The following is a 17,151-nucleotide window of genomic DNA, read 5'->3' on the forward strand; positions in this document are numbered from 1 at the left end:
TATTATGAATGCCCACTCCAATGCCTCGCTTCACTATATTCTTGTCGTGGATGATGATGAATTGCTTAATGAGCTTTTCTGTCATTTTTTGCAAGCCAAAGGCTTTAATACCTGCTCTGCTCCTAGCATGGCCGCTGCAATGCGGATAGTGGAGGCTGGTGCTGAAATCGATTTGATTGTTCTGGATTATCAACTGACCGACGGCAATGGATTGGAATTGTTATCTACTATAAATGAAAAAAAATTATTACATAATCCGCCGGTAATTATGATTAGCGGGAATGAAGATACTCTTTTTTTAGAGAATTGTTTTGCTTGTGGTGTTGCTGATTACGTTATTAAGCCGGTTAACTTGTCACTCCTGGCATTAAAGGTAAATGCGTTAATTAATTCGGTTTCTATGCAGCGGCTTATCATTAAGCAGAACGCTGAGTTGGAGCGATTTAAACGCGAGGCTGAGCGTGAAGAATCAATTGCAAAATTTACTTACGAATATTTGTTGCGCCAAAATAGTGAGGTTATTGATGGCGTATCGATGTGGTTGAAATCTTCATCTTCTTTTAGCGGTGACATCGCATTGGCAAAGATATCGCCTGGAGGGGACCTCTATTTCCTGTTGGCGGATGCTACAGGTCACGGTTTATCTGCTGCCATTACGGTTATGCCGGTTGTATCCATTTTTACTAGTATGGTTGCTAAGGGTTTTCACATTCAACGCATAGTAACCGAAATCAATAAAAAATTAATTCGCGATACTCCGCAAGATAGATTTGTAGCAGCGATTTTAATTCAGATGCATCGAGAGCGAAAAGAAATTGATGTGTGGAATGGTGGCATTCCGACAGCCTACTGGGTGCAGGAGGGCGTGATTTTGCAGTCGTTCCACTCACAGCATATGGCATTGGGGATTCTAGAGGATGACATGTTTGATGCAAATGTTATCACCTGTGACTTTCCTGGCGGGGGAGCCCTAATTGCGCATAGTGATGGTTTAACGGAAGAGGTAAATGATGAAGGTATCTGTTTTTCATCTGAGCGTGTGCTAGAACTTGTGAAAGCTAAAACTAAAGATTTGCAGTCGCTATTAGTGAATGAATTAAAAAGCTTCACAGGTCGCGATCATTACAAAGATGATGTGTCCATTTGTGTGTTGGAGCCAGAAAAAATATATAAAAGCTGCGGTAAGCAACTGCAAGATTCAATTGGTAACCGGTTTGCGCAGGAAAATATAGGAAATTTTTCTTGGAGTTTGAAGATTTCTGGTGGAAAAATTGCATCATGTGAGATTCCACCTTTGTGTAATAAATTTTTACAATACTTGGATCTTAACCAGAATTTCTGCCATGTTGTTTTTATTGTTGTAAGTGAGATGGTAGCTAATGCAATTGATCACGGAATATTAAAGTTGAATTCCGCAATTAAAGAAAGCCCCGACGGTTTTAATGCCTATATTAAGGAGCGGGATAAGCGTTTGTCGGAATTGGATGATTCTGATTTTGTTGAGGTGCATCTCGTATGGGCGGAGAGCAAAGAGCGGTCCGGTCTGGAAATTGGAGTGCGTGACAGTGGAAGTGGTTATGATGTTTGTGCTGAAAAAAATACTTGTGACCTTGCTTTCTCTGGTCGTGGATTAAGGTTGATACGCAATCTTGCACAATCTGTTGAAATTTATCCGCCGGGTAATTTTATTAAGGTCGTATTAGGTCCGTCGTAATGGTTATTGTTTTACTTAGCTCACAGGATAATTGTCATGAGTAAGCATGTATTAATTGTGGATGATTCAACCTCTGTACGACAAATGGTAGAGGCCACACTGAAATCTGCAGGTTACACAGTGACCGCAGCTAAAGACGGTTTGGAGGCATTTAATTTATGTAAAACCAAATCTTACGATTTTGTATTGACTGACCAAAATATGCCAAATATGGATGGTCTCACTCTAATTAAATCATTGCGTGGATTGCCTGCGCACACTCGTACGCCGATTGTGATGCTAACAACAGAAGCAAGCGATGCAATGAAAGCGCAGGGGCGTGCAGCAGGGGCAACCGGTTGGATGGTCAAGCCATTTGATCCAACCAAATTGTTGGAGATTGCCAAAAAGGTGATGGGTTAATTCTAAGCAAGGGCGCAGCAAGCGGCGCCCCTACAGGTATGATGTTGGTATTGCGAAGGATGTGAGAAATGTCGATTGACATGAAACAATTCCATGCCGTTTTCTTCGAGGAGAGCCAGGAACACCTCGATGAGATGGAGCAGCTATTGCTCGAATTGGATGTGACTAATCCCGATAGCGAAATGCTGAATAGCATATTTCGTGCGGCGCACTCCATTAAAGGTGGTAGCGGTATTTTCGGTTTTGATGCGCTGGCGAGTGTGACACATATTATGGAAAGCCTGCTCGATAAAATTCGTCAGGGGAAAATGGCGATCACGACAGAAATGGTGGATTTGTTTTTAAGTTCAGTTGATCAGCTAAAAGAAATTTTGCGCTGTTACCGCACGGCTGATGAATTAAATTGGGCTGGTGTATATGAACTAACAAAAAAACTTGAGTTGGTCACCGCAGGTAATTTAGCAAGTATGACCGAAATAGATAATAACAACCAGGAAGACTATGGCTTTTTTGGTGCCATTGAAACTGAAGTAGAAGAGGAAAGTTATGGCTTCTTTGACGAGACTGTGAAATCCGGCTCCGTGCAAGCGGCACCTTTGCAAGATGAATCTTCCGGTTTTTTTGAGGATCTTCCAGTACTTGAATCTGTTTCAGTATCTATCCCTTCGCCAGGGCAGGCAATTAATGATTATTTTGGCTTTTTTGAGGATCCATCTTCTTCAGCCGACTCCACAATGCCTCCTCCCGTAATCTCATCCCCAGCAATAGATGAGCCTGCTCCAGCAAGTCTAATAGATTCCCTTCCGCAATCCCCATCGACAGAGAAAGCTTCCGCCGCATTGCCATCAAAAGTAAAAAGTGGTGAAACAGTCAATGTGGAAAGTTCTTCTATCCGGGTGGATGTTGGCAAAGTCGATCAGCTAATCAATTTGGTGGGTGAAATTGTGATTACCCAATCCATGATGAGCCTGCTGGGAAAAAGTCTGGAAGGGCCAATGGCGGAAAAATTTCAAGCGGTGGCCAATGAGCTTGAACGCAATACACGTGAGATTCAAGAGGCGGTAATGTCTATTCGCATGCTGCCGGTATCCTTTGTATTTAACCGTTTTCCGCGAGTGGTACGCGACTTGTCGAGCAAACTGGGGAAACAAATTGATTTGATTATTGAAGGTGGGGAAACCGAACTGGATAAAGGGTTGACTGAGAAACTGGTTGATCCATTAACGCACCTGGTGCGCAACAGTATTGACCATGGTATCGAATCGGCTGAGGTGCGCCGCGAGCGCGGTAAAAATCCTACTGGTACTGTGGTTCTGCGTGCAGCGCAACAAGGTGGCAATATTGTGATTAGCATCAGTGATGATGGGGGAGGGTTGAATCGCGAGCGTATTTTGGAAAAGGCGCGCGAGAATAATATTGTTGTGAGTGAAAACCCTAAAGATGAAGAGGTGTGGCAATTAATTTTTGCGCCGGGTTTTTCCACTGCGGCAGCAGTTACTGATGTCTCCGGGCGCGGAGTTGGGATGGACGTTGTGAAACGCAATGTGCAAAGTTTAGGTGGCCGCATTGATATTGAATCCCGCGCCGGGCAGGGCGCCACCTTTACTATTCATCTGCCATTAACCCTCGCTATTGTTGATGGCATGTGTGTTTCAGTGGGCGAGCAAACCTTCATCATACCGCTAGTGCATATCGTTGAATCCATGCAGCCCGCCGCCAAGGATATAAAAACGCTGGCGGGAGATGATCAATTGCTGCATGTGCGCAATGAGTACTGGCCAATTTTGTCGCTCTATAAAGTCATGCAATTGGAACCGCAGTTTACTGATGTCAGCAAAGGCATAGCAGTATTAATTGAAACCAATAAATACCGTTTTGCATTATTTGTGGACGGTTTGGTTGGGCAGCAACAAGTGGTGATTAAAAGCCTTGAACAACATTACAAACGGGTAAAGGGTGTCGCTGGGGCAACTATTATGGGGGATGGCAGCGTTGCCTTGATTGTAGATGTGGAGTCACTTGCATTGACGGTCAATAGCTGCCTTCAGTTAGCCACAGCTGTATGATTTTCTATGAAAAGGCGTTGTGAAATAAACAAAGCAATAATGTCGGGAAAAATATGATGACAGCTGATGCACAAGAATTTTTAACCTTCACACTTGGCGATGAAAATTATGCGCTCGACATTTTAACCGTAAAGGAAATTCGCGGTTACGAGTCTGTGACTAAAATTGCGAATGCACCGCCTTTTATTAAAGGTGTCATCAATTTGCGCGGTGACATAGTTCCTATTGTGGATTTGCGTATCAAGTTCAATGTTGGAAAGGTGACTTATGATGAATTCACGATTGTCATCGTTTTACATATTCATAGCCGCATTGTTGGAATTGTGGTTGATGGTGTTTCTGATGTGGTGAGTCTGACAAAGGAGCAGCTGCGGCCGCCGCCCGACTTTGGTGTGGCATTTAATAGCCGTTATTTGTTGGGATTGGCAACAGTAAACGAACAAATGATTATTTTGGTCGATATTAATGAACTTATATCCAGCGACGAGTTGGGTTTATTTGATACGGCTGAATCACCTGCCGCAAAATCATAAGGAGAAACACTCATGAGCATTATCGATAATTTTTTTAACAGTAATAAATCTCTTGTGAAAGTGGATTCCAATGAATTGGAAAATATGCGCGGCCAATTGGCAGCGATTAACCGTGTGCAGGCTGTGATTGAATTTGCTTTGGATGGGACCATACTGAATGCCAACCACAATTTTCTCTCGGTAATGGGCTACAGTCTCGATGAAATAAAAGGCCGTCATCATAGTATGTTTGTTGATCCTGATTACCGCGCGAGCAATGAGTATCGGGGTTTTTGGGAGCGACTGGGGCGCGGTGATTTCGAGGCGGGGCAATATAAACGTATTGGTCGCGGAGGAAAAGAAGTTTGGATTCAGGCCAGTTATAACCCTATTCTGGATGCTAACAACAAGCCGATAAAAGTTGTTAAATATGCGACTGATATCTCGGATGAAGCAAAAAGAAAAATTGCGTCACAACGAGAGATGGATCGTATATTGGGAGCCCTGGGTTCGACCTCATCTAACGTAATGGTCGCTGACAACGAGCGCACGATTATTTACATGAATAAATCAGTTGAGAAAATGTTGCGTGGGGTTGAAGCTGATTTACGCAAGGCGTTGCCACACTTCTCGGTCGATAAAATTATCGGCAGTAACATGGATATATTCCATAAAAATCCTGCGCATCAAAGCCATTTATTGGCCAATTTACGCGAGACTTATATTGGCAACATTGTGGTAGCAGGTTGTAGTTTCCGTTTGATTGCAAACCCTATTTTTTCCGAATCAGGTGATCGTTTGGGTTCTGTTGTTGAGTGGATTGATCGCACCAAAGAAGTCGCAGCTGAACATGAAATGAGCCGAATCCTTGGTGCATTAGAGACGACCACGACGAATGTGATGATTGCTGATCCCGAGCGGAAAATTATTTACATGAATAAATCAGTCGAAAAAATGCTGCGTGTGGCGGAGGCTGATATACGCTCGGTATTGCCTCATTTTGCGGTAGATAAAATTGTTGGCAGCAATATGGATATCTTCCATAAAAATCCTGCTCACCAAATGAAGCTTCTGGAAAGCCTGACAACTACTTACACATCCAACATCGTCGTTGGTAAACGCCATTTTCGCTTGGTGGCAAATCCTATTTTTTCCAAAGATGGCACGCGTTTAGGATCAGTCGTTGAGTGGTTGGATAGGACCATCGAAGTGGGTGTGGAAGGGGAAGTGAATGCCTTGGTTGATGCAGCAGCGGCGGGTAATTTTAGCGAGCGAATTAAAACCGACGGTAAAGATGGCTTTTTCTTGAAATTGGCCGAAGGTTTGAACGCGTTAGTCACCACTGCAGAAAAAGGGTTGAACGATGTGGCGCGTGTACTCGGGGCGATCGCCAAAGGCGATCTCACGGAAAAAATTGATGCCGAGTACATGGGGACATTTGGTGAACTCAAAAATTACTGCAATGAAACTACCAACAGTCTAACCAGCATGCTGGGCGATATACGTATTGCCGCAGATACGATTTTTACTGCTTCAAGTGAAATAGCCCAAGGTAATGCTGACCTGTCATCGCGCACCGAACAACAGGCGGCAAATCTTGAAGAAACGGCATCATCAATGGAGGAGCTTACTTCCACCGTGAAACTCAATGCCGATAATGCCAAACAAGCTAACGTCTTGGCAGAGCAGGCGTCGACAGTAGCTATTGATGGCGGCACGCTGATCCAGCAAGTGGTGACCACCATGAATGCGATTAATGAATCCGCGCGCAAAATTTCTGACATCATTGGTGTGATTGATGGCATTGCATTCCAAACCAATATCCTTGCGTTAAATGCCGCCGTAGAAGCGGCGCGTGCTGGTGATCAAGGGCGCGGGTTTGCAGTAGTTGCATCAGAGGTGCGCACACTTGCACAGCGTTCTGCGAATGCGGCAAAAGATATTAAAGCGCTGATCTCAGATTCTGTGCAAAAAATTGATGACGGCAACCAGTTGGTGGGCAAGTCTGGCAATACCATGAAAGAGATCGTCAATGCGATTAAACGCGTGAACGATATTATGGCTGAAATTGCCGCTGCTTCTGCAGAGCAATCGACAGGTATCGAAGAGGTATCGACCGCTGTATCGCAAATGGATGAGATGACTCAACAAAATGCGGCACTTGTTGAGCAGGCTGCAGCGGCGGCGGAGAGTATGCAGTCACAGGCGGATCAGTTGACCCAAAGCGTAGCACAATTCCGATTGTCGGATGATCAGGTGCGCAGCCCCGCTCCGGCAAAACGTGTGGCGGCGCCATCTAAACCGGCGGTTAAAAAAGCGCCTGCTGCCAGTAAAAAATTAACACCGCCACCTTCATCACAGGACGATGAGTGGGAACAGTTTTAATTCCTGCTTCGTTGTAACAGCGGTTGCATGCAACCGCTGTTAAATAATGATTACCAGTGTGGATGGCGCTAGTGAATACTATTCCGGAACGCGAGTTTGATTATGCCGATGCCGACTTTGCCCGGGTGAAGGCTATTATCTATCGCAAAGCCGGGATTAATTTGGGGGACAGTAAAAAACAGTTGGTCTACAGCCGCTTGGCGCGGCGCTTACGGGTTTTACAATTAGATAATTTTGATGAATATCTTGCTTACCTTGATCACAATAAAAATGAACAGCAAGAATTTATCAATGCGCTAACCACCAATCTCACTGCCTTTTTTCGCGAGGCGCATCATTTTTCTACTCTTGCCGATTATGCTCGCAATCGAAAAGCTGCTGCAGGTAAGTTGCGCGTTTGGTGCGCGGCATCCAGTACTGGTGAGGAGCCTTATTCGATTGCGATGACGCTAGTAGAAGCCTATGGCTCCTATTCACCTCCGGTAGAAATTATTGCCTCCGATATAGACAGCTCGGTCTTAGAGTTTGCTGCTCAAGGTATTTATTCTCTGGATCGGTTGGATGCCTTGAGCCTTGAACAAAAAAAGCATTTTTTTTTACGCGGCAAGGGACGAAACAACGGCAGCGCTAAAGTGATCGATAAGTTGCGCCAATTGGTCGACTTTCGCCAAATCAATTTGCTGGATCGCGACTGGCGTTTGGGAGCAGGGTTTGATGTGATCTTCTGCCGCAATGTAATGATTTATTTTGATAAGCCAACCCAGTTACAGCTGCTCGAGCGTATGGTGCGCCTGTTGAAGCCGGAGGGTCTATATATTGCTGGCCATTCAGAAAGTTTTTCTAACGCCTCTCATTTGGTTAAGTTAGTTGCTAAGACAACCTATAAGCTTATTGATAATCATGCAGGTGAGCGCCAATGAACTTTGATAATAATGTTCATCTTGCACCTACTACCTATTATGACCGTCACTTTGAACGGCACGCGGTAAAAATATTACCTGGAGAATATTTCGTTACCAATGGCGACAAATTGATAGTAACTGTTCTGGGCTCCTGTGTGGCTGTATGTCTGCGTGACAAGGTCAATGGAATTGGCGGGATGAACCATTTTTTATTGCCAAATGATGGCACTAATGAAACCGGCTTGCTGACTGAGTCAGCGCGTTATGGCGTCTATGCGATGGAGTTGCTTGTCAATCATTTGTTAAAAATGGGCGCAACGCGAGCGCGTATGGAAGCTAAAGTATTTGGCGGAGGCAACGTGTTGCCTGGTCTTAAAGTAAATAATGTCGGTCAGCGCAATGTGGAGTTTGTCTTGGATTATTTGCAAACCGAGAGAATACCCATAGTCGCAAAGGATTTGCTCGATGATTATCCGCGCAAAGTTTATTTTTTCCCAGATACCGGAAAAGTCCTTGTGAAAAAAATTAAATCTATACATAACACCACTATTGTTGATCGCGAAAGTGAGTACCGGATGAAGGTCAAGTTCACGCCTAAGAGCGGTGAAGTGGAATTATTTGATGATTAAGTTTTTACCTTTGGCCTTTTTTCATAAACAGAATATTGAGTGATTGGACTGCGCATGACAATTAAAGTGTTGGTTGTGGATGATTCGGCGCTGGTGCGCAGCCTCCTGGCGGAGATCATCCGCGAGACTTCCGATATGACGCTTGTGGGTGCAGCGCCCGATGCATATGTTGCGCGCGATATGGTGAATGAATTTGCACCTGATGTAATTACCTTGGATATTGAAATGCCGCGCATGGATGGTTTGGCTTTTTTGGAAAAGTTAATGAAGGCGCGCCCCACACCTGTGGTAATGATTTCAACCCTGACTGAAGCCGGTGCAGAGGCAACCTTGCATGCATTGGAGTTAGGCGCGGTTGATTTTATTCCCAAGCCAAAATTGGGTGTCACCAGTGGTATTCGTGAATACGCCGAGTTGATTGTAGAAAAAATTCGTGCGGCAGCGGCGGTGCGGGTGAAAGCCAGTGTTAAGAAAAGCCAACCGGATATATCACCAAACCAAAAAGCTGTGATATCAGGGCGCTTGCAAAGTACTGAAAAAATAATTGCAATAGGTGCCTCAACCGGTGGCACAGAGGCGATTAAAGATTTATTGATGCAATTACCTACTGCCGTACCTGGAATTGTGATGACCCAGCACATGCCTGCTGGTTTTACCCGCACCTATGCTGAACGTTTAAATAAAGTGACGCGCTTGCATGTGGTGGAAGCAAAAGGCGGCGAGCGTATTTTACCTGGGCACGCTTTTTTAGCGCCCGGTGGTCATCATTTGGTGGTGGTGCGCTCGGGAGCGGATTATATCGTGAAGCTATCTGACGCCGAACCTGTGCATCGTCACCGGCCTGCGGTGGATGTGATGATGGAATCTGTGGCGTTGGCCGGTGGTAAAAATGTGTTGGGGGTGTTGCTAACCGGTATGGGTAAAGACGGCGCCAAGGGCATGTTGGATATTCGCAATCAGGGTGGTTATACCTTCGCGCAGGATGAGGCGAGCTGTGTTGTTTACGGCATGCCGAAAGAGGCGGTGATTATAGGTGGAGTCGATCAGGTAGTCGCCTTGGAGCGGATGGGGGCAGCGCTGTTAGATAAAATTAACACTATGGGCAGCGGCAATCGTTTGTAATATCCCACTAGGGATCAATCCCGCTATGCGAATTGTTTAAATGCCTGCGGGAACTCCACGACAAAATAATATTCCTCATTCTTGTTTTCCATATCCTTTTTCTCTATGTAAATATTTCCGTGCATTTTTTCAATAATTTCTTTTGCAATCGCAAGGCCCAAGTCACCTTCGGCATACTGTTCCTGATTGATTGGCTCGCCATGCCGGCCAAAATACAGCGTTAGATTTTTGCGGATATTTTCGGAGAGTGTTTTGCCTCCAATGCTAAAGCTGATTTTAACCCGGCTGCGCTCTTCATTCACTCGAATCTGAAGCTCACTTTTGGGATCGGTCAATTTTACAGCGTATTGCAGTAGTTGCGCCAAAGCTTGATAAAAGCGCGAGCTGTCAGTGTGGATAGTGAGGTCGTTCGCAGCGGCTTTTATTGACATGCTGCACTGGTATATGTCGCTATAGACTTTATTGCGTCTTAATGTCTCTTCAAGCAGCGGTAGTACCATTTGAGTCTGTAATTTAAAGGCAGCCTCTCCATTGGAAAGGTTTTGCACCTCAATTAAATCATTCATTAGTTTTTGTAATTTAATACTGTTGTTCTTGGCGATGGTGACCGCGTGCTGGAATGATTCAGGGAGAGCGTCTGGATCATTGGTTTGTAACAGGCTAATCGCTTCAGCAATCACGTTTAAAGGTCCGAGAATTTCTTTGCTGGCGGCACTGATAAATTGGCTGCGCAAACTATCAACCCGTCTTTTTTCAGTGATATCGCGCACTATGCCAATAAAAATCGGCTCCCCATTTTGGAATACCCGCGACACCATTAAATCCATAGGAAACTCATCGCCATTACGTCGTAATCCACTGACCTCACGTCCGATGCCGAGAATATTCTTTTTGCCCGTTTTCAGATGATTTTTTAGGTAGTCATTGTGCTGTGATTTGTGCGGCTCCGGCATGAGCTCGCTGACATTCTTGCCGATAATCTGCTTGGCGCGATACCCAAAAATAGTTTCGGCCGCATGATTAAAACTTTGGATAATCCCCTCTTTTGATATGGTGATGATACCGTCAGCAATATCATTGAGGATTGTTTGCGTGTGTTGGGTGCTGGCTTCCAACGCGGCCTTGTCATGCGCATGTTGTTGCTCGTGATTCATGGTTTGCACAAATTGCGCGATGCTTTTAAGGATGGGCTCCAGCTCTTCGGCGGTTTGGGTAGTGTAACCAAGGGGCGAATTAGCCAGCCCGAGAATAGCAATTTGTTCGCGCCCACTGAATATAGGAATACCAATAAAACTGCCGATGGCCGGGTGCCCTTGGGGCAAGGTGCCTGCGCGCATGTCGCGTGCAAGGTTGGGGCTGATAATGGGTTTGTCCGAGCGCATAATCATGCCAAACATATTGTCCAGATTGCGGTATTCACCATTTTCCGGCAGGTTGGTCGCACGGAAGTTTTCTAATATACGGTCCTCTTTTTTATGGCTGCCAAATACCAGAGCGCACATATAAGGTTTTTTTTCCGAGTCTTTTTTTACTTGGCCAATAAAACCTAACTCGCTGTGGCAAATTGGCAGAGTCTCGTGTAGCAGCGTACTGAGTGCAGTTTTTATGTCGCCATCACTAATGTAAATGGATTGGGCGTTATTGATAATTTTTTCCAGTTTTTGTTTGTGATTTAATTTGTTGGTGAGCTGCAATAAGCGAAAGTTTTTATTGAGTTGATCTTCCATGTTGTGACGTGCACGTGTGGAGCTGGCGATAACAAAAAAGATAAATAACAAACTCATGCCAGTCATGGCGATGGCGGTTGGGCCATCTTCTAAAAAAATCATCACACTGAGCGGGGAGATGGCGAGAACCACAAAGCCCAGCGATGAATATTTATCGACATTCAGTGATGTCATCGAGCCGCTCGCTACGCCCGCGAGGGAAAATGCCAGAAGCGCTTGATAAATAGTGTCATCGTGTGCGAACAATAAAATCGCAGCCATGCCCCAAGCCGCTCCGGTTAGCCATACACCGATACGGAAGCAGCTCATCCAAAAAAGTGTGGAGTAGAGTTGGTGCACGTTGTGCCAGAATATCCACAGAATCAGTCGCGCCAGCAAAGAGCCGCCCAATAATAGGTTCCATAAAATAATTTCTGCCTGGCCAATGACTTTCCAATGCGAGATGCTGAGGATCAGTGCGATGATGATGGAGGAGAGCAGCGATATCGGCAGGCTATGGTAGAGCGAGCGCATTTGTTCGTCAGCCAGCGTAAACTGGCTGAGTGCCTCATCGTCTATAGGTTGCTGTAATAGCGTCTTCTCGGGCATTGAATATTCCGTTAATCAACTGGTGTAGGTTGTAGGAGGGCACGGGAGTGGTTGCGATGGAACTGGTATAAGCTGCTGTGAGTATAGAACAGCTTGTGCTGGTTTCTAGTGTGTCATCTTGATCATCTTAGATGTTCTTGCGACTGCGGCCTATTACAAGTTATTACCCGATTTTTTGATTTAAGTACTGTTCGATACGAGGTGAATAATGAGTAGTTTAAGTGAGAAAAACTGTAGCGCTTGCCGCGCTGATTCGCCCCTGCTCAGCGAGGTCGATTTGCAAGCGGCGCTGCTACAGTTGCCGGAGTGGGCGGTGGAAATCGTGGCGGGGGTTAATCAGCTTACGCGCACCTATCGTTTTAACAATTTTGTGCAGGCCATGGCGTTTACCCAGGCGGTGGGGGCGTTGGCGGAGGAATATGGCCACCACCCTGCACTGTTAACCGAGTGGGGCAAGGTAAAGGTGAGCTGGTGGACACATAAGATTCGTGGCTTGCATGAAAATGATGTGATTATGGCGGCTAAAACTGAACAGTTATTTCATGCAAGGTTTGCCGCTGGTGTTTAACAGCGGCGCATTTTAATGAAGGCGACTTTTAATAAAGTCGATACTGCTCGGGAATTTGTTCGATGCGATCGATCGGCGGGGTGAGTTTGTGCAAGATGCCGTCATGAATATCGTAAATCCAACCGTGAATAGTTAACTCCTGACCACGCGCCCACGCATTTTGTACAATATTGCTGCGTGAAATATTGTCCACCTGTTGTATTACGTTCAGCTCGCATAGACGGTTCACGCGCTCATCCTGATCATCCAGTCGATCAAGCACATTTTTGTTGGCGTAGTACACATCGCGAATATTGCGCAACCAGTAATCGATCAGCCCCAGTTTGTGATTTTCCAGCGCTGCCCTGACACCGCCGCAACCATAGTGGCCGGTAACCATCACATGCTTCACTTTCAAAAACTCTACGGCGTAATTTAATACGGTCATGCAGTTCAAGTCGGTATGGATAACGACGTTGGCGACATTGCGGTGCACGAAGATCTCGCCGGGTGCCAGATTGAGAATCTGGTTAGCGGGTACACGGCTATCGGAGCAACCTATCCACAAATATTCCGGGGCTTGCTGCTTGGCCAGATTGGAAAAAAAGTCAGGCTCCTTACGTCTGATGTCTTCTGCCCATTTCACGTTGGCGGCAAACAGGCTATCTAAATCACTCATGGCATTCTCCCCGTGGACACTTACAAAATTCAAAATTGTGGTGTGGCTTTGCGACGCAAAAATCAGGCCGCAGTATAGGGGAAAGCGAAGGTCGAGTGTTACATTGTGCTTTTTCTTAGGCTTGATCCGGATAATCTGAAGGGATAAAAACAATGAAGCCCGCTGTGCAAAGTACCCTCTACTGGCATGATTACGAAACCTGGGGCGAAACCCCTGGGCTTGATAAACCCTCACAATTTGCCGGTATTCGCACCGATGAGGAATTAAATATCCTCGGTGAGCCGCTGATGATCTATTGCAAACCTGCGCATGATTTATTGCCCAAACCGGAGGCCTGTTTGATCACTGGTCTGCTTCCACAGGTGGCGGAAGAGCGCGGCCTGCCGGAGTGCGAATTTATCGCGGCGATCCATGCGGAATTAGCCCGCCCCGGCACCTGCGGCGTGGGTTACAACTCCATTCGTTTTGACGATGAAGTTACGCGCTATATGCTCTACCGCAATTTTTATGATCCCTATGAACGCGAGTGGCGCAACGGCAATTCGCGCTGGGACATTATCGATATGGTGCGCATGACCCGCGCCCTGCGTCCCGAGGGCATTGAGTGGCCTAATTACGAGGATGGCCGCCCCTGTTTTAAATTGGAGATGCTGAGTAAAGCCAACAACCTCAAGCATGAGGCGGCGCACGATGCGCTCTCGGATGTTTACGCCACTATCGCCGTGGCCAGGCTGATCAAAACCAAACAACCCAAACTGTACGACTACGCTTATCGCCTGCGCGATAAACGGTTTGTCGCCAGCCTGATCGATATTGATAGTCATAAACCGCTGCTGCATATCTCGTCGCGCTTCCCCGTTGAAAATGGCAATGCGGCGCTGGTCTTGCCGCTGATGATGCATCCCACGAACAAGAATTCGGTGATCGCATTTAACCTGGGCACTGATCCGCAAGCGTTGCTGACCTTGCCAGTTGATGAGTTGCGCTTGCGTCTATTTACTCGCACGGAGGATTTACCTGAGGGAGTTGAGCGTCTGGCGCTTAAGGAAATCCACTTGAACAAAACCCCTATGGTGTTGCCACCGTCGATGTTAGATGACTCGACAGCGCAGCGATTGGCAATTGATAAACCGACCTGTGAACAACACTGGCAAACCTTGCGCAATCTCAGTCTCTACGAGCGGCAATCCCTGCAACAGAAGCTTTACCAGCTCTATAGCGGCCAGGAGTTTGCGGAAAAAACCGACCCGGAACAAATGCTCTACAGCGGTTTTTTTGATGAGCAGGACAAACAGTTGATGGTGCAGGTACGTCAAGCAACGCCTGAGTTACTGTCACGCGAACCATTTGCTTTTCGTGATCCGCGCTTAAAAGAAATGCTGTTTCGCTACCGCGCACGCAATTTCCCAACTAGTCTTAGCCATGAGGAGCGACAGCGTTGGCTGGCATTTTGCCGCTGGCGGTTAACCTCCAAAGAGGCGCAAGCCAGCTTAACCCTGGATGAGTTTTATAAACGCATGCAGCTGCTGGTGGCGGATGAGAACACAACTGAATCGCAACAAGATCTGTTAAAGCAATTGGCAGTATATGCCGATAAGTTAAAACAGAGCCTTTTTGGACCAGATGTATAAATAACGGAGGCGTGTTTAGCAGTAATCACTACAACAATGGCCAGATGAATAAATAAGGAAAGGGTCTGGCCGGTACGCATAACTACTTTCCATTAATAATTATATTTTCCATCTTTCACGGGGTGGACCACTATGTTGGAGGTCAAACAATGTCGGCTCGCTGGTCATTACGCAAGAAAATAAGTGCGTCAGTTGCGGTATCGCTCCTGCTCGTTGGATGCGCAGTTTCCTATCTCTCATATTCCTCTGCCATGAAGGCGATGGAGATCAATATCAACCGTCAGGTCGCCGGTATTTCCGCGACCTTCAGTAAATACGTCCATGACTGGTTTGCACTCAAAGGAAAGGCTCTGGAAGGCTTTCCCGCCAGTGCGACGGAAGAAAGCTACAACGCGCATCTCACCCAGGTAAAAATTTCGGCTGATGTAGACAACAGTTTCCTGGCCTTTGCCGACGGCAAACTCTACAACGCTAATAATCTGGTGATGGCGCCGGGCAATGATGATCCGCGTGTCTGGGGTTGGTATATAGCAGCTGTTAAAAACCCGCGCGAAACCTTTATCGATAATCCCTCGGTCGCATCGGCAACAGGGAAAAATGTGGTATCACTCGGGCGTGCGGTAATCAATAGCGATGGCAGCATCAAAGCTATTCTCGGCGTTGATGTGGTAATTGATGCAATCGTCCAGCAGCTGCGCGATATCGATTTACCGGGCAACGGTTATATGTTTATCGCACGCGGCGACAAGGTGTTTTCCCATGCTGACCAAAAGCTGTTGAATAAATCCCTGTTGGATATTTCCGCTGATCTAACCAGTAGCAAACTTGAACAATTGTTGCGTGCAAAAGATGGTTTATATCTGATTGAATTGGATGGCAAGACCATGCAAATTTTTGCCGACGCCATCCCTGGTACCGATTTGACCCTGATCATGGTGTTGGAGCGCGAGCTATTAGTCGGTCCCGTCCATTCCACGCTGCTGGGGCAGTTAGCCGCGATTTTGATTTTGCTGGTAGTCACAATATTGGTGCTCAACTGGTTTAACGGCGTACTCTTGTTGCCGCTCCACAATGTGTCCCAGTCGCTGTCAGACATTGCATCCGGTGGTGGTGATTTGTCGCGTCGCCTGCCGGTGACTTCCAATGACGAAGTTGGGTTGTTGGCTGCGAATTTTAATTCGTTTGTCGAGCATATGAATGATCTGGTCAAACATATCCGCACTCAGGCGACTGACCTACAGGACAATGCCCGTGCTATGGCCGATTCAGCGGTGACATCCGTGCGTGAGTTGGGGGTACAGCAACAGCAAATCGGCATGGTGGTGCAGGCCATGAATGAGATGACCAGCGCGACCCAGGAAATCGCCCATCACGCCGAACACACCGCAGATTCGGTGCGCGAATCAGTCAACAGCGCGAGCGATGGCAAGCAGCAAGTGGATAAAACCCGCGACTCGATCGTTGTGCTGGCTGAGAAGGTGGAGCAGGCTGGTGGTGTTATTTCTACCCTCAATACGAATGCGCAAAATATCAGCGGTATTCTCGCTACGATCAAAGGCATCGCTGAGCAGACCAACTTGCTAGCGCTCAACGCGGCGATTGAAGCGGCGCGTGCCGGTGAGCAGGGCAGGGGGTTTGCAGTGGTGGCGGATGAAGTGCGGGTGCTATCGCAGCGTACCCATGCCAGCACCGAGGAAATTCAGTCTATGATTGGCTCTCTGCAATCGACTGCGCAAAATGCGGTATCGATCATGGAGGAGGGGCGTCGCCTGGCCACTGGTAGTGTTGATAATGCCGACAACGCCTCCCACTCCCTCGATAAAATTAACGTAGCCGTAGGTGCAATCAGTGGCATGGCGGTGCAGATTGCCACTGCAGCAGAAGAGCAAAGCCATGTGGTGAAAGAGGTGTTGAATAATATCAACGCGATTAAACAAGTGGCTGACAACTCCGCTGAAGTTGCCCACCAAGGTGATGCGCGTGCACAAAGCTTACAGGATTTGGCGCGTGCGCTTAACGCTAAGGTGTCTACCTTCCGCCTGTAAAAATTGCTGAATTTATTCGCACAGCAGAAGCAGCCCATAAGGCTGCTTTTGTTTTTGGAGTAGGGGGTTAGCTAATGGCTGAGAGCTATTTTCATTTAGCGCTAAAAGCAGTGATTTAGCCGTCGCAAGTGTGGGAATTTGGCCGGCTTGCGAGTACAATCCCGCGCCCAAGTAGGTACTGGTCTATGGCTTGTGCCCGGTG

13 protein-coding genes are annotated in these 17,151 nt (G+C 46.8%); 11 read left to right on the forward strand and 2 right to left on the reverse strand.

Annotated elements, in window-relative coordinates; genetic code table 11:
• Window positions 1-4: 4 nt before the first annotated feature.
• The 8 genes from B4E62_RS20735 (at window position 5) to B4E62_RS20770 (ending at window position 9,732) form a co-directional block, all read left to right on the forward strand.
• A complete protein-coding gene (locus tag B4E62_RS20735; RefSeq protein ID WP_331353395.1) occupies window positions 5-1,714 on the forward strand; it encodes a SpoIIE family protein phosphatase in 1,710 nt (569 codons plus the stop codon).
• A gap of 36 nt (window positions 1,715-1,750) precedes the next feature.
• Window positions 1,751-2,116, forward strand: a complete 366-nt coding sequence (locus tag B4E62_RS20740; RefSeq protein ID WP_331353396.1) for a response regulator — start codon at window positions 1,751-1,753, stop codon at window positions 2,114-2,116.
• Window positions 2,117-2,184: 68 nt separating this feature from the next.
• On the forward strand, window positions 2,185-4,182 hold the full coding sequence (locus B4E62_RS20745; protein WP_331353397.1) for a chemotaxis protein CheA: 1,998 nt from the start codon (window positions 2,185-2,187) through the stop codon (window positions 4,180-4,182).
• Between the two features lie 53 nt (window positions 4,183-4,235).
• Window positions 4,236-4,715, forward strand: a complete 480-nt coding sequence (locus tag B4E62_RS20750; protein WP_331353398.1) for a chemotaxis protein CheW — start codon at window positions 4,236-4,238, stop codon at window positions 4,713-4,715.
• 12 nt (window positions 4,716-4,727) lie between these two features.
• Window positions 4,728-7,079, forward strand: coding sequence for a methyl-accepting chemotaxis protein (locus B4E62_RS20755; protein WP_331353399.1), 2,352 nt, complete (start codon window positions 4,728-4,730; stop codon window positions 7,077-7,079).
• A 71-nt stretch (window positions 7,080-7,150) separates the two neighbouring features.
• Window positions 7,151-7,999, forward strand: a complete 849-nt coding sequence (locus B4E62_RS20760; protein WP_331353400.1) for a CheR family methyltransferase — start codon at window positions 7,151-7,153, stop codon at window positions 7,997-7,999.
• A complete protein-coding gene (cheD, locus tag B4E62_RS20765; RefSeq protein ID WP_331353401.1) occupies window positions 7,996-8,610 on the forward strand; it encodes a chemoreceptor glutamine deamidase CheD in 615 nt (204 codons plus the stop codon). Before B4E62_RS20760 ends, cheD begins: the two co-directional genes overlap by 4 nt.
• Before the next feature lie 54 nt (window positions 8,611-8,664).
• On the forward strand, window positions 8,665-9,732 hold the full coding sequence (locus tag B4E62_RS20770; protein WP_331353402.1) for a chemotaxis response regulator protein-glutamate methylesterase: 1,068 nt from the start codon (window positions 8,665-8,667) through the stop codon (window positions 9,730-9,732).
• Window positions 9,733-9,755: 23 nt separating this feature from the next.
• On the opposite strand, the gene B4E62_RS20775 is transcribed toward B4E62_RS20770, so the two are convergent.
• Entirely contained in the window at window positions 9,756-12,047 is a 2,292-nt protein-coding gene (locus B4E62_RS20775; protein WP_331353403.1) for a PAS domain S-box protein, read from the reverse strand.
• Between the two features lie 208 nt (window positions 12,048-12,255).
• Here B4E62_RS20775 and B4E62_RS20780 point away from each other — a divergent pair, with 208 nt between their 5' ends.
• Window positions 12,256-12,615 (forward strand): 4a-hydroxytetrahydrobiopterin dehydratase, encoded by a 360-nt coding sequence (locus tag B4E62_RS20780; RefSeq protein WP_331353404.1) that lies wholly within the window; start codon window positions 12,256-12,258, stop codon window positions 12,613-12,615.
• 28 nt (window positions 12,616-12,643) lie between these two features.
• On the opposite strand, the gene can is transcribed toward B4E62_RS20780, so the two are convergent.
• The gene (gene can / locus B4E62_RS20785) at window positions 12,644-13,273 is read right to left on the reverse strand and encodes a carbonate dehydratase (protein ID WP_310073370.1); all 630 of its coding nucleotides are present in this window, start codon (window positions 13,271-13,273) and stop codon (window positions 12,644-12,646) included.
• 152 nt (window positions 13,274-13,425) lie between these two features.
• On the opposite strand from can, the gene sbcB reads away from it, so the two are divergent.
• Both sbcB and B4E62_RS20795 read left to right on the forward strand, forming a co-directional pair.
• A complete protein-coding gene (gene sbcB / locus B4E62_RS20790; protein WP_331353405.1) occupies window positions 13,426-14,904 on the forward strand; it encodes an exodeoxyribonuclease I in 1,479 nt (492 codons plus the stop codon).
• A gap of 149 nt (window positions 14,905-15,053) precedes the next feature.
• Window positions 15,054-16,949: a methyl-accepting chemotaxis protein gene (locus B4E62_RS20795; protein WP_331353406.1), complete on the forward strand. Its 1,896-nt coding sequence runs from the start codon at window positions 15,054-15,056 to the stop codon at window positions 16,947-16,949.
• The last annotated feature ends 202 nt before the right edge of the window (window positions 16,950-17,151 follow it).

It is taken from the genome of Cellvibrio sp. UBA7671 (assembly GCA_002483145.1).
Classification (GTDB): domain Bacteria; phylum Pseudomonadota; class Gammaproteobacteria; order Pseudomonadales; family Cellvibrionaceae; genus Cellvibrio; species Cellvibrio fibrivorans.

Bases quoted from the DNA above. Each gene is read 5' to 3' on its own strand.
- B4E62_RS20735 (WP_331353395.1), top strand. From the start codon at position 5: ATGAATGCCCACTCCAATGCCTCGCTTCACTATATTCTTGTCGTGGAT.
- B4E62_RS20740 (WP_331353396.1), top strand. From the start codon at position 1,751: ATGAGTAAGCATGTATTAATTGTGGATGATTCAACCTCTGTACGACAA.
- B4E62_RS20745 (WP_331353397.1), top strand. From the start codon at position 2,185: ATGTCGATTGACATGAAACAATTCCATGCCGTTTTCTTCGAGGAGAGC.
- B4E62_RS20750 (WP_331353398.1), top strand. From the start codon at position 4,236: ATGATGACAGCTGATGCACAAGAATTTTTAACCTTCACACTTGGCGAT.
- B4E62_RS20755 (WP_331353399.1), top strand. From the start codon at position 4,728: ATGAGCATTATCGATAATTTTTTTAACAGTAATAAATCTCTTGTGAAA.
- cheD (WP_331353401.1), top strand. From the start codon at position 7,996: ATGAACTTTGATAATAATGTTCATCTTGCACCTACTACCTATTATGAC.
- B4E62_RS20770 (WP_331353402.1), top strand. From the start codon at position 8,665: ATGACAATTAAAGTGTTGGTTGTGGATGATTCGGCGCTGGTGCGCAGC.
- B4E62_RS20775 (WP_331353403.1), bottom strand. From the start codon at position 12,047: ATGCCCGAGAAGACGCTATTACAGCAACCTATAGACGATGAGGCACTC.
- B4E62_RS20780 (WP_331353404.1), top strand. From the start codon at position 12,256: ATGAGTAGTTTAAGTGAGAAAAACTGTAGCGCTTGCCGCGCTGATTCG.
- can (WP_310073370.1), bottom strand. From the start codon at position 13,273: ATGAGTGATTTAGATAGCCTGTTTGCCGCCAACGTGAAATGGGCAGAA.
- sbcB (WP_331353405.1), top strand. From the start codon at position 13,426: ATGAAGCCCGCTGTGCAAAGTACCCTCTACTGGCATGATTACGAAACC.
- B4E62_RS20795 (WP_331353406.1), top strand. From the start codon at position 15,054: ATGTCGGCTCGCTGGTCATTACGCAAGAAAATAAGTGCGTCAGTTGCG.